The sequence below is a fragment of the Roseovarius aestuarii genome, assembly GCF_019966515.1.
Lineage (GTDB): Bacteria > Pseudomonadota > Alphaproteobacteria > Rhodobacterales > Rhodobacteraceae > Roseovarius > Roseovarius aestuarii.
This window is the reverse complement of record NZ_JAIMIB010000018.1, coordinates 35,299-47,060: the sequence shown is the minus strand read 5'-3', so window position 1 is coordinate 47,060 and position 11,762 is coordinate 35,299. Positions and strand designations below refer to the sequence as shown.

Sequence of the window (11,762 nt, the reverse complement as noted above, 5' to 3'; positions counted from 1 at the left end):
CTGTCGTGCTGCCACGGCTGCAGATCATGTTGGCGTCGCTTGTCTTTGCGCTTCTCGGCGCTGCAGGCGCTGCCGCGCTCGAGATCAGAACCGCCGTGCTGCGCGTCAGCTATCCCGAGCTTTTGCCGATATCCCGGCTTGAACTGAAACCTGAAGATCTCGGGTTTGTCGGGGGGGCACTTGCGGATGAGGACAACCAGACCACCGGCAGTTTTCTTGGGATGAAATTTGAAACCAGCACCCATGCGGCCACACCCGAAACGGTTGAGGCGACACTGAACACGATCCTAGAGGACGGGATCACCCTGCTGGTGGTGATTGCCAATGCCGAAGACACGTTGCGCATCGCCGATACCGCGGGGCCGGATGTGCTTGTGATGAATGCAGGGGCACGCGACGCCACCCTGCGCAACGATCAATGCCGTGCCAACCTGCTGCATGTTACGCCCAGCATCTCGATGATGGCCGATGCGGTGGTGCAATTCACCATCTGGAAACAGTGGCGCAAAATCTTCCTCGTTCACGGTTCCAACCCCGCTGACCTGGCCCTGCGCGATGCTTACCTGCGTGCCATCACCAAATTCGGCGGCGAGGTGGTCGAGCAGCGTGAATTCGAAGACACCGGCGGCGCCCGGCGCACAGATACCGGCCATGTGCTGGTGCAGCGGCAAATTCCGGTCTTCACACAGAGTGCGCCGGAACATGATGTCGTGATCGCCGCCGATGCGTCGGATGTGTTCGGCCCGTACCTGGCTTATCACAGCTGGACACCGCGCCCGGTGATGGGGTCGGGCGGGCTACGCCCCGTCAGCTTGCATCCCGCGCACGAAGCCTGGGGGGCCACCCAGTTCCAACGCCGGTTCGAGGCCCTGTCAGGCCGCTATGTTCAAGAAGAGGATTACGGTGTCTGGCTTGCCATCCGGTCCATCGGAGAGGCCGTGATCCGCACCAACACCGCCGATGCCGCCAGCCTGCGCAGCTATATGCTGGAAGATGAGTTTGAACTGGCCGCCTTCATGGGTCGAAAGGTGAATTTCCGCAAGTGGAACGGCCAGTTGCGCACCCCCGTCCTGCTGACAGATGGGCGCCTGACCGTCAGCGTCTCCCCGCAGGACGGCTATCTGCATCAACGCTCTACTCTTGATACGATCGGACTGGATCAACCGGAAAGCGCCTGCACAGCGTTTTCAGAATAAAACAATAATAACAGGGAGTTATAAAATGTCCTGCCGTCCTACCCTGCTCGCTCGTGCCTGTGTGACTGCCTGCGCTCTGGCCATGATCTGTGCGGCTCCGGCCTGGGCCAACAAGGTCTATGTTAGCAATGAAAAGGGCAACACCGTCACCGTGATCGACAGCGAAACCTGGGAGGTGATTACTGAATTCCCCTCGGGCAACCGCCCGCGCGGTATCGGCGTTAGCCCCGATGGCGCGCTGCTATATGTCTGCGCCTCCGATGACGACACGGTGCGCGTGTTCGACACCGAAACCTATCAGGAACTCTACACCCTGCCCTCAGGCCCGGACCCTGAACTCTTCACCATGCACCCCTCGGGCAACCCGCTTTATATTGCCAATGAGGATGACAACCTAGTCACCGTCGTCGATACCGAAAGCCGCACCGTGCTGGCCGAGGTTCCGGTGGGCGTAGAGCCCGAAGGCATGGCGATCAGTCCTGATACGAAATGGGTGATCAACACGTCCGAGACCACCAACATGGCGCATTTCATCGACACGTCGGACTACAAGATCAAGCACAACATCCTCGTCGATCAGCGCCCGCGCTATGCCACCTATACCGATGATGGCACGAAGCTGTTTGTCAGCTCGGAAATTGGCGGTACGGTCAGTGTGATCGACACGTCCGGCGACCTGCCGGAACTGATCCACAAGATTGGTTTCGAGGTGCCTGGGGTACAGCCGGAATGGTTGCAACCGGTGGGCATGAAGGTGACATCCGATGGCAACTGGCTGTTTGTGGCGCTTGGGCCGGCCAACCGCGTTGCGGTGGTTGACGCACAAAGCTACGAGGTGCAGGACTACATCCTTGTCGGCCAACGGGTCTGGCAGATGGCCTTTACCCCCGATCAGGCCCACCTTCTGACCACCAATGGCAATTCAAACGATATCACCGTGATTGATGTGGCCGCCCAAAAAGCGCTCAAGTCCATTCAGGTGGGCCAGCAGCCCTGGGGTGTTGTCGTCGCCCCCGACTGACCTGCCCCGGAACAGGAGATCACATGAGCTTTTTCAGCCGTATCACCGGTGCGCTTGCAGCGTTAGGCCTTTCCGCCGCGCTGGCTGCGGCCGACACCACCGTGATACGCGCGGCCGTGCTCAAGATCGGCACCGTCAACTGGGAGCTTCAGACGATCACCGATAACGGCTTTGACACCCGGCACGGTTTTGCCCTGAAGGTCCAGCCCTATGCTGATAACGGCGCGACCCGCGTCGCGCTGGAAGGCGGCACAGCCGATTTGATGGTCGCTGACTGGATCTGGACAGCCCGGCAGCGAGCGGCAGGCAGAGATTATGTCTTTATCCCTTATTCCCGCGCTGTGGGCGGGATTGTCGTGCCTCAGGACAGCGACGTGACCACCCTGCCCCGGCTGGCGGGCCGAAAGATTGGCATCGCTGGCGGGCCGCTGGACAAAAGCTGGTTGATCCTGCGCGCCTATGCCACGCAGAAACACGGTTTCGATCTGGCCGCCGAAACCGAGCAGGTCTATGGCGCACCGCCACTGATCTTCAAAACCGCAATGGACGGTGATCTGGCAGCAGCGGTCAACTTCTGGCACTTTCTGGCCAAGATGAAAGCAGGCGGAATGCGGTCCCTGCTGACGGTCCAGGATGCCTCTGTCGCGCTTGGACTCGACCCGGATATTCCGCTGATCGGCTATGTGATGAAAGAAAGCTTTGTTGCTGAAAACCCCGGTATCTTGCAGGCGCTCTATACCGCCTCACGCGATGCCAAGACCCTGTTGGCCAGCGACGACACGGCCTGGGAGGCGCTCAGGCCGATGATGAATGCCACCGATGACGCGCAGTTTGAAACATTACGCGCTGATTTCCGTGCAGGTATCCCGGCGCGCGGCAATGTTGATCCGGACAGCGCCGGGACCTTTCTGACGCTGATGGCCGAGTTGGGAGGTGCACAGCTGGTTGGCAAGGCCACCGCCCTGCCTGATGGCCTGTTCCCGGTGCTTGAATGACGGCACCATCATGGATCTGAGCGTTCGCGCCCTCTCCCTCTTTGGCTTGCTGGCGATCTGGACGCTGGCGGCATGGATCACCGCCGATCCGCAGGTTCTGCCCACACCTTACAGCCTAGCCTCTCCCGCATGGCAGGCGATCACCTCAGGCGATCTGCCATATCATCTTGGCCGCACACTGCTCCGGGTGATCGGGGCCTTTGCCCTGGCGATGAGCATCGGCCTGGCACTGGGGCTGGCGATGGGGCTGAACCCAAAACTGGATCAATGGCTCGACCCCTGGCTGGTGGTGTTTCTCAATCTGCCCGCGTTGGTGTTGATCGTACTTTGCTATCTCTGGATCGGTCTGAACGAGACCGCCGCTATCATCGCTGTAACGCTCAACAAAATCCCCAATGTCGTGACGGTGATCCGCGAAGGCGCACGCGCGCTTGATCCGGGTCTGTCGGCAATGGCACGGGTCTTCGCCATGCCGTTCGGTACCCGGTTGCGCCATGTGACGCTGCCGCAACTGGCCCCGTTCATCGCCGGGGCGGCGCGCTCTGGTCTTGCGGTCATCTGGAAGATTGTACTGGTGGTCGAGTTCCTTGGTCGTTCCGACGGGATCGGCTTCCAAATCCATCTGTATTTTCAACTCTTTGATGTCACCCATGTGTTGATCTATGCCTTTTCCTTCATCGCGGTGATGCTGGCGGTGGAATGGAGCCTGCTGCAACCCTGGGAACGCCGCACAAGACGCTGGAGAACGGCATGATCCGCGTTGATGTGCAGGATAAATCCTTCGGCAGCGTCCGGGTTCTGCGCGACATCCGCTTTGATTTACCTACTGATCAGACCCTTGCACTGGTTGGCCCCTCAGGGGTCGGCAAATCCACGCTTTTGCGTCTTATCGCGGGAATAGATACGGAATTTACCGGCAACATCGACCGGCCCGACCGGATCGGCATCGTGTTTCAAGAACCCACGTTGCTGCCCTGGCGATCGGTCCTGGACAATTTGCGTCTGGTGCATCCCGGCCTTGGCCGTACGGCGTGCTTCGCCGCGCTGGACAGTGTTGGATTGGCGGATAAGGCCGGGGATTTTCCCGGACAGCTTTCGCTGGGCCAGCAGCGGCGACTGTCGCTGGCGCGTGGCTTTGGTGGCGCCCCGGAACTGCTGATCATGGATGAGCCTTTCGTCTCGCTTGATGATAAAACCGCCGAGGATATGCTGACCCTGACAGAACTCCTGATCGCAGAGGTACAGCCCACAACAATCTTCGTCACCCATGCCATGAGCGAAGCGAAGCGCCTGGCGACACGGGTGATCAGCCTTGCAGGCCACCCCGCCACAATACAATCTGACCAACAGAAAGGAGACTGACATGAAATCGTTTTACGCCGGCCTCACGATACTCGCCCTCGCCCTGCCTGCTTCGGCACATGATCTGGGTTTCGCTGGCCTTCTGTCCAGTAACAACAAGGAAGAGCTGGACGAACTGACCCTGTCGGTGGGCCAACCCATCGCCGACGGACCGCTGATGCTGAAATCAGGTACGGCCTACGAGATCGAGATTGTCTCGGACGGCACCGGCGAACTGGCGCTTGAGGGCGCCGGGTTTTTCCGCGCAATCTGGATCAACGAGATTGTCATCAACGGGCTGGAAATCCGGCCCCTGGGCGTGGACAGCGTGGAGTTCGACGACGCCGGCACAATGGAAATTGAGTTTATCGCCATCAAACCCGGGCGCTACGAATTGCGCCAGCCCGGTTCAACGGGGGATGGCCAACGCGTTGAAATCGTGATCCAATAGCCGGGTGAGCACCCTAAGACTGGAACACATCAGCTACCGCTACGGCGCCAAGACGGCGCTGGATAACGTTTCATTTGTGCTGGAACAAGGTCGATTTTGCGCCCTACTCGGCCTCAACGGCGCAGGCAAGTCGACGCTGTTTTCGCTGCTCACACGGCTGTTGGTCACCCGCGAAGGCACAATCCACGTAGCCGGACACGACCTGGCCCGAGAGCCGCGCGCGGCCCTGGGCAAAATCGGCGTTGTGTTTCAGCAGCAGACGCTGGAACTTGACCTGTCCGTCATGCAGAATCTACGCTATTTCGCGGCGCTTCAGGGCCTCTCGGGCCGCAATGCGCAACGCAGCATTGACGCCGCGCTTGACCGGCTGGGGATGCGAGACCGCAGCGGTGAGAAAGCCCGTGCCCTGAATGGCGGGCATCGGCGGCGAATGGAAATTGCCCGCGCGCTGATCCATGATCCGCAGGTGCTGTTGCTGGACGAAGCCACAGTCGGTTTGGACACCGCGGCGCGACAGGCCATCACCGCCCATGTGCATGATCTGGCCGACAACGGCCTGCTGGTATTCTGGGCCACCCATCTGGTGGATGAGATCCGGGCCACCGATGACGTGGTTGTCCTGCACGAAGGCCGGGTGCTGGCGCATGACGATGCTGCCACCCTCGCCGGAGACGGCTCCTTGTTGGATGCCTTCATCCGCATGACCGGCCCCGCCCCCGAAGGCGTGACCGCATGAACGGGTATCTCATCGCCCTGCGGGCCATCGTCTTGCGCGAGGCGATGCGCTTTCTCAACCAGCGCTCGCGCTTTCTGGCGGCGCTTGTGCGACCGTTGGTCTGGCTGGTAGTGTTTGCCGCCGGGTTTCGCGCCGCACTTGGTCTGTCGATCATCCCGCCCTACCAGACCTATATCACCTACGAGGTCTATATAGTGCCGGGCCTATGCGGCATGATCCAGCTGTTCAACGGGATGCAATCCTCGCTCTCGCTGGTTTACGATCAGGAAATGGGCTCGATGCGGCTATTGCTGACCAGCCGCCTGCCCCGCAGCTGGTTGCTGTTCTGCAAGTTACTGGCCGGTGTCGCAGTGTCGATCCTGCAGGTCTATGTCTTCCTCGCCATCGCTGCCTTATTTGGCATCACCCTGCCGCCGATGGGGTATCTCTATCTGTTCCCGGCCCTCATCCTGACAGGGCTGATGCTAGGGGCGCTAGGGTTGTTGATCTCCTCCACCATCAAACAGCTGGAAAATTTCGCGGGCGTAATGAATTTCGTGATCTTTCCGATGTTCTTCATGTCCACGGCGCTCTATCCCTTGTGGAAAATGGCGGAAAGCTCCCCTTTCCTGCGCGATCTCTGTGCGCTCAACCCGTTTACGCACGCCGTCGAATTGATCCGCTTTGCGCTTTATGAGCAGTTCAACGGCGCAGCACTGCTCTGGGTACTGGCCTGTTTTGCGGTGTTCATGGCGTGCAGCATCATTGGCTATGATCCTGCGCGTGGGCTGATGAAGCGCAAGCGGGGCTAACCTCCCGCTATAGCGGGGTGGCATTGCCGTGCGGATTGCGCGGATTAAGCGCCGCGAAATACCCAACGAGTGCTCCAGGGGTCTTACGATGATGTCAAAGTGGATTGAAGCCAGCCGATAGCTCTGACAACTTGAGAATCCTATCTCCACAAATGGATCATTCACATTAGCAACTAGCTTAGCATAACCTTGATTGCGAGATTTTTGTTAATCCATTGCTTTTAATATATTATTGACCGTTCTAGCTCCCATGATAAGATCTAACTTCTACCGAATATTATTAGTTTTCGTTTCAACACATGTCCAAACCGATCCTTCACTGTAGATCGGTTTAATGACCGGGTCGCGGACGAAGCTGCCCTTAATCCCTGCGTATTGAATGTCCGCTCTTCATACATTGAGCCCTCGTTCTCGGAGCACCAAAACGAAAACTTAGCCGCCGAACGCTGAAGCGTATTTGATTTCGCCCTTAGCTTGTTCAGGACCAAAAGCGAGTGCCTGAACGTACTCCACGGGAACTTCGCCAAAAGTTAGGTCAGACGAAGATGAAAAACCGAAACGTCCATAATAAGCAGGGTCGCCTAGAAGGACGCAACCGGCTGCGCTAAGAAAACGCAACCGCTCCAAACCGGCTTCAATCAGTTGCCGACCAATACCTGCGTTTTGACGTTCTGGGTGCACGGAGACAGGCCCGAGACCAAACCATTGCCCCGTGGATTCCGAAATTCTTACCGGAGAAAAGGCGACATGGCCAACAATCTGGTCATCGTCCAAAACAACAAGTGAGAGGGTGAGGTCGCCGCTCTCGCGCAGGCCATCCACAATCCGTGGCTCGCTGCCATCGCTCATTTCGACAGGTGCGAAAGCGGCTTCAGTCAATTCATGTATCGCTGCTTCATCGCCTGGAATTTCATCGCGTAATATCATGGAAGAAATAGTAACATTGTAACTCTTTGAAAGAAATACTCCTTTAATATGCCTACTCTAACTCAGTGCTTCCTGCAAAAGCCGACATTCGTGCAGACCGCAGCATTGGACACTTTGGGCTCGGTCTGAACCACCGCCGCTGCGCGAACGTAGGTCCGGATTAAATTGGCGAACGGCAGGAGCCGCCCGCCAACATAGTTCAAATGTCAATCTTTTCTGCGATACTCAGCGCATCTTCCAGTTCGACGCCAAGGTACCGCACAGTGCTGTCAACCTTTGTGTGTCCAAGCAGGAGCTGAACTGCCCGGAGATTTCCGGTCTTCCGGTAGATCTCCGCCGCTTTGGTCCGGCGCAGAGAGTGCGTGCCATAACCGCTCGGCTCCAAGCCGATCGCTGTCACCCAATCGCGCACCAACCGACCATATTGGCGGGTAGAGATATGCGGGCGGTCATGAAACCGGCTGGGAAACATGAAGCGACAGCCGATCATTTCCGGCGACACCACCCAATTGGCCACGGAATCGCGGGTGTTTTCAGTAAGCTCGAATTGCACTGGGCGTTTTGTCTTACTCTGGATCACCGATACGCGTTCACGTACGCGCTCGGCTTTGACCAGGTCAGTGACCTGGAGTTTCACCAGATCACAACCGCGCAACTTACTGTCGATGGCTACGTTGAATAGCGCGACATCGCGCAGATTTCCCGCGAGCTCAAGCCGCGCACGGATTGCCCAGACTTGTTTCGGCAGGAGTGGACGTTTTTGTCCGACAAGGCGGCCCTTGTTCCACGCATTGCGTTTCGGGGTGACGGCGGGAAGTTGGACTCTTGGCATAATTTGCCCTCCATCCTATCCCTCCCTGACCCAAACATCAGCACCGTGCTGACGCTGGAATTCTATCTGGTTAGGGAAAGTCGGCTTCACAGGTCAGTTCAGCGGTAAAGTTGCCGCATCTGCATTCGGCCGGTGAGAGCCCAAAATACCGAATGCTGCGTGTCGCACCAATGGCTGTGTTCACAGGGATAGCAGGCAAACGTGCGCGAGGATGACCCTAAGAGGCCACCGGATGGTCGCCAGCGCCAATTTACCAGCTATTCTCCGGCGGATCTGAGTACACTCCTCAACCGAAACGCACTTAAGGATTGGTTCTGACCTCAAGAAATTCAGATCTCCGCTGCGTCCGCGTCTGTTGCGGTATGGCCTTTTACCTCATGCTTTCTCAGATACGTACGAAAAAGTTCAACTTCGGGAACAAGGGGCTTGTCATTGTCTGGAGTCACCAGAAACAAACTTTGTTTCGACTGTGAAGACAGCTCACAAGCACGGCGCAATACGCCCAGTTGTTCAAAGTGCTCGGCGAAGCGTTCGGCGAGCAGGCAAATATGCGGACCAAATGCGGCTGTCATCGCGGCTGAAACACTGCTGTCGGTCGAGATGCGCCCTGTGCGTCGGGACAACTGAGCTGAAATACTATGCTGGGCAAGAAAATCACCCCATTGGTCCTCAAGACCGACAATATGGACAAGGGGTCGCTTTGCTAATTCTGCAGCCGTGACTTGGCTGGGAAGAGTCTGAAAAGTTAGAGGAGAGCATAGCGGCACCAACCGGTCTCTGAACAGCAATTCGGAATTGTACCCGGGCCAGTTACCATAGCCCAGGCGCAATTCGATATCAGCTTCTTCTTGATGGCGGTGGTCTGTCCAGACGGTTGAATTCATTCGGATTTCAACATCTGGATAATCGGCGGAAAAGCGGCTGACAACTTTGGATAACCATAGGGCCGAAAAAGAGAGTGGCGCACTGATGATTATGCGCGTTGCATGTCTAACGCCGAAAATGCTGGACGTCGATCCCATGATTTCCGCAAAGGCGCGCCGAATGGACGGTAAATAAGCCTTGCCATTCTCGGTTAGTTGCAGCCCACGGGGTAAGCGAATGAACAGCGCATATCCCAGATGTCTCTCCAAACCACGCACCCTGTGGCTGACCGCTGATTGTGAAAGATTCAGCTCTTCCGCCGCGGCCATGAAATTTTCATGTCGGGCAGCGGCCTCAAAGGCCTGTAAGGCGGGCAAAGGTGGTAGCGTTGTGTTGTTTTTTGACATTTAGCCTCCAATTTTCGCACGCCTTAGACCATAAAGAGTTCTTTTGACAGAACGGCCCGCGTCACCCATCGTCAAGCAAATTCGTAATCACAAGAGGGAAGTGAATATGCGTGTTGGCTTTATCGGTCTCGGGAACGTGGGGGCAAAACTGTCTGGCAGCCTATTGCGCAACGGGTTTGACGTCATGGTTCGTGATACGGACAAAGATGTTGCTGCAGCCCTGATGGAACAGGGCGCAGTTTGGGCCGACAGCGGGCGCGCGCTGGCCGAGGTCTGCGACGTGATTATCACCTGCCTGCCGTCACCCGTCGTTTCCGCCAAAGTGCTGGAAGAAGAAAACGGCGTGTTGGAAGGTATCTCCGAAGGCAAGATCTGGCTGGAAATGTCCACTACCGAAGCGGAAGACGTGCAACGTCTGGGCGCATTAGTCGAGGCCAAAGGCGGCATCGCGATGGACAGCCCGGTTTCGGGCGGCTGTCACCGCGCCTCCACCGGCAATATCGCGATTTTCACCGGCGGCAAACGCGAAGCATTTGAAAAGGTGTTGCCGCTGCTGTCGACCATGGGACGCGAAATCGTTCATACGGGCAAACTGGGCTCGGCATCCGTTCTGAAAGTTATCACAAACTATCTGGCAGGCGTACAACTGCTGTCCACAGGCGAGGCGTTCATGGTGGCCAAAAAGGCAGGCATAGATCTGGCAGTGGCCTATGAGGCTATCCGGGTCAGTTCCGGCAATTCATTTGTGCATGAGACCGAAGGCCAGCTGATCCTTAACGGCAGCTACAACATCAACTTCACCATGGATCATGAGGTCAAGGATGTGACCCTGTTTGACGATCTGGCGAAATCCTACGATGTCCCGGTCGAACTGTCTCCGGTCTGTGTCTCGGCGATGGAAGACGGGCTGAAACGGTATGGCCCGCGCGTCTGGTCCAGCCAGGTGGTCAAACGCCTTGAGGACGATTGTGGCATGGATCTGCGCGCGCCCGGTTTCCCCGAATACCTGACCGATCACGAGCCGGAGGAAAAAGGCGCCGAGGTCGTGGTCACCTTCCGCGCCTCGTACGAATAACCGATTTGGCGGTCGAAACTTACGTTTTTGGCCGCCACGCCCCAAAGAAAGGCCAAGTCATGGATATGTCGCATAAACCAAATTGGACCAGCTTTGAAAACGCGACCAAGGAGGATTTCCTTGCGGTGATGGATTATGAAGAGGCCTATAATGCTGCCCTTCCTGATCGCATTCTGGAAGCAATTCGGTCGCTTAACGAAGACTGGACACCCTATCCTGTCAATCGGTATCAGCACAGCCTACAGGCCGCGACACGGGCCCATAATGACGGCGCGGACGAGGAAATCGTGATAGCCGCCTTGGTGCATGATACCGGCGATATCCTGTCACCCTACAACCACGGCGAACTGTCTGCAGCGATGATGAAACCCTATGTCAGCGAACGGACATACTGGATCCTGAAACACCACTGCGTGTTCCAGGGGTATTATTACAATCATCATCTGGGCGGGGACCGGAACGCGCGCGATAAGTACAAAGAAAGCCCCTATTGGGAAGACTGCCGGTATTTCTGTCATGAATATGACCAATGCGCCTTTGATCCGGATTACCCAACAAAAGCGCTGGAATTCTTCGAGCCAATGCTGCGCCGTATTCTATCCAAGGGCGAAGGGCATATGGAGCTGAATGAGACCGCGAATGAACCGGTTGCGATTTAACAGGCATGGCCAAATCCAGACGCATATACGCCGCAGTTAACGCATTGCTGATGCGCACGATGGCTGGGTCGCAAATCAAATCCTGGGGGATGCGCCTGATGCGGACCAAAGGCCGACGTCGCGCTGTCGTCGCCGTCGCGCGAAAATTGGCTGTTCTGCTACACCGCATGTGGGCAGATGGCACCGAGTTCCGTCCGGGAAAAGTGGAGGGCAGAGCATGATCCGAACCGCCCATCGCCAAATCCGAACGGGGTCGTCCTCACCGGACGAGGTCTGTGGATGAAGCCGAATATGTCTGCTGCGCAACGAGAAGCTCGCCCCAAAGCAAGGCTCTCCACTGCCAATCCGACACATGCGTGCAGCGGTGCCACTACGGCATCAATCAGACTGCGAAGAGAAGCGTGACCCGGATGAGAGACAACGAACCCGATAGAACAAGGAAAACGAGCTTGACCCAAGCACCCAAT

General features: G+C 57.2%; 13 protein-coding genes and 1 pseudogene. 11 read left to right on the top strand and 3 right to left on the bottom strand.

Features of this window, described 5'->3' with window-relative positions; genetic code table 11:
* Window positions 1-8: 8 nt before the first annotated feature.
* The 8 genes from LC334_RS18340 (at window position 9) to LC334_RS18305 (ending at window position 6,531) form a co-directional block, all read left to right on the top strand.
* Window positions 9-1,196: an ABC transporter substrate-binding protein gene (locus LC334_RS18340; RefSeq protein WP_085801899.1), complete on the top strand. Its 1,188-nt coding sequence runs from the start codon at window positions 9-11 to the stop codon at window positions 1,194-1,196.
* An 82-nt stretch (window positions 1,197-1,278) separates the two neighbouring features.
* Window positions 1,279-2,217 carry a YVTN family beta-propeller repeat protein gene (locus LC334_RS18335; RefSeq protein WP_139836489.1) on the top strand — a complete coding sequence of 313 codons (939 nt, stop codon included), beginning with the start codon at window positions 1,279-1,281 and terminating at the stop codon, window positions 2,215-2,217.
* Window positions 2,218-2,240: 23 nt separating this feature from the next.
* Window positions 2,241-3,212 (top strand): ABC transporter substrate-binding protein, encoded by a 972-nt coding sequence (locus LC334_RS18330; protein ID WP_085801843.1) that lies wholly within the window; start codon window positions 2,241-2,243, stop codon window positions 3,210-3,212.
* A gap of 10 nt (window positions 3,213-3,222) precedes the next feature.
* Window positions 3,223-3,966, top strand: coding sequence for an ABC transporter permease (locus LC334_RS18325; RefSeq protein ID WP_217809126.1), 744 nt, complete (start codon window positions 3,223-3,225; stop codon window positions 3,964-3,966).
* Window positions 3,963-4,574, top strand: a complete 612-nt coding sequence (locus LC334_RS18320) for an ABC transporter ATP-binding protein (RefSeq protein ID WP_085801898.1) — start codon at window positions 3,963-3,965, stop codon at window positions 4,572-4,574. The genes LC334_RS18325 and LC334_RS18320 overlap by 4 nt, the downstream gene beginning before the upstream one ends.
* Window position 4,575: 1 nt before the next feature.
* Window positions 4,576-5,004: a cupredoxin domain-containing protein gene (locus tag LC334_RS18315; RefSeq protein ID WP_085801841.1), complete on the top strand. Its 429-nt coding sequence runs from the start codon at window positions 4,576-4,578 to the stop codon at window positions 5,002-5,004.
* Between the two features lie 4 nt (window positions 5,005-5,008).
* Window positions 5,009-5,740, top strand: coding sequence for an ABC transporter ATP-binding protein (locus tag LC334_RS18310; protein WP_085801840.1), 732 nt, complete (start codon window positions 5,009-5,011; stop codon window positions 5,738-5,740).
* On the top strand, window positions 5,737-6,531 hold the full coding sequence (locus tag LC334_RS18305; RefSeq protein ID WP_085801839.1) for an ABC transporter permease: 795 nt from the start codon (window positions 5,737-5,739) through the stop codon (window positions 6,529-6,531). Before LC334_RS18310 ends, LC334_RS18305 begins: the two co-directional genes overlap by 4 nt.
* A gap of 432 nt (window positions 6,532-6,963) precedes the next feature.
* Here LC334_RS18305 and LC334_RS18300 read toward each other — a convergent pair whose 3' ends face one another.
* The 3 genes from LC334_RS18300 to LC334_RS18290 form a co-directional block, all read right to left on the bottom strand.
* The gene (locus tag LC334_RS18300) at window positions 6,964-7,458 is read right to left on the bottom strand and encodes a GNAT family N-acetyltransferase (protein WP_085801838.1); all 495 of its coding nucleotides are present in this window, start codon (window positions 7,456-7,458) and stop codon (window positions 6,964-6,966) included.
* 199 nt (window positions 7,459-7,657) lie between these two features.
* Window positions 7,658-8,290, bottom strand: coding sequence for a tyrosine-type recombinase/integrase (locus LC334_RS18295; RefSeq protein WP_085801837.1), 633 nt, complete (start codon window positions 8,288-8,290; stop codon window positions 7,658-7,660).
* 329 nt (window positions 8,291-8,619) lie between these two features.
* Window positions 8,620-9,561 carry a LysR family transcriptional regulator gene (locus tag LC334_RS18290; protein ID WP_085801836.1) on the bottom strand — a complete coding sequence of 314 codons (942 nt, stop codon included), beginning with the start codon at window positions 9,559-9,561 and terminating at the stop codon, window positions 8,620-8,622.
* A 106-nt stretch (window positions 9,562-9,667) separates the two neighbouring features.
* Here LC334_RS18290 and LC334_RS18285 point away from each other — a divergent pair, with 106 nt between their 5' ends.
* The 3 genes and pseudogenes from LC334_RS18285 to LC334_RS23350 form a co-directional block, all read left to right on the top strand.
* Window positions 9,668-10,636, top strand: a complete 969-nt coding sequence (locus tag LC334_RS18285; RefSeq protein ID WP_085801835.1) for an NAD(P)-dependent oxidoreductase — start codon at window positions 9,668-9,670, stop codon at window positions 10,634-10,636.
* Window positions 10,637-10,695: 59 nt separating this feature from the next.
* The gene (locus tag LC334_RS18280; RefSeq protein WP_085801834.1) at window positions 10,696-11,295 is read left to right on the top strand and encodes an HD domain-containing protein; all 600 of its coding nucleotides are present in this window, start codon (window positions 10,696-10,698) and stop codon (window positions 11,293-11,295) included.
* 23 nt (window positions 11,296-11,318) lie between these two features.
* A pseudogene (locus tag LC334_RS23350) lies at window positions 11,319-11,516 on the top strand (IS110 family transposase); the annotation flags it as partial.
* Window positions 11,517-11,762 lie beyond the last annotated feature (246 nt).

Coding starts and splice junctions, on each gene's coding strand:
- LC334_RS18315 (WP_085801841.1), top strand. CDS start 4,576: ATGAAATCGTTTTACGCCGGCCTCACGATACTCGCCCTCGCCCTGCCT.
- LC334_RS18330 (WP_085801843.1), top strand. CDS start 2,241: ATGAGCTTTTTCAGCCGTATCACCGGTGCGCTTGCAGCGTTAGGCCTT.
- LC334_RS18320 (WP_085801898.1), top strand. CDS start 3,963: ATGATCCGCGTTGATGTGCAGGATAAATCCTTCGGCAGCGTCCGGGTT.
- LC334_RS18285 (WP_085801835.1), top strand. CDS start 9,668: ATGCGTGTTGGCTTTATCGGTCTCGGGAACGTGGGGGCAAAACTGTCT.
- LC334_RS18335 (WP_139836489.1), top strand. CDS start 1,279: ATGATCTGTGCGGCTCCGGCCTGGGCCAACAAGGTCTATGTTAGCAAT.
- LC334_RS18325 (WP_217809126.1), top strand. CDS start 3,223: ATGGATCTGAGCGTTCGCGCCCTCTCCCTCTTTGGCTTGCTGGCGATC.
- LC334_RS18290 (WP_085801836.1), bottom strand. CDS start 9,561: ATGTCAAAAAACAACACAACGCTACCACCTTTGCCCGCCTTACAGGCC.
- LC334_RS18300 (WP_085801838.1), bottom strand. CDS start 7,458: ATGATATTACGCGATGAAATTCCAGGCGATGAAGCAGCGATACATGAA.
- LC334_RS18295 (WP_085801837.1), bottom strand. CDS start 8,290: ATGCCAAGAGTCCAACTTCCCGCCGTCACCCCGAAACGCAATGCGTGG.
- LC334_RS18305 (WP_085801839.1), top strand. CDS start 5,737: ATGAACGGGTATCTCATCGCCCTGCGGGCCATCGTCTTGCGCGAGGCG.
- LC334_RS18280 (WP_085801834.1), top strand. CDS start 10,696: ATGGATATGTCGCATAAACCAAATTGGACCAGCTTTGAAAACGCGACC.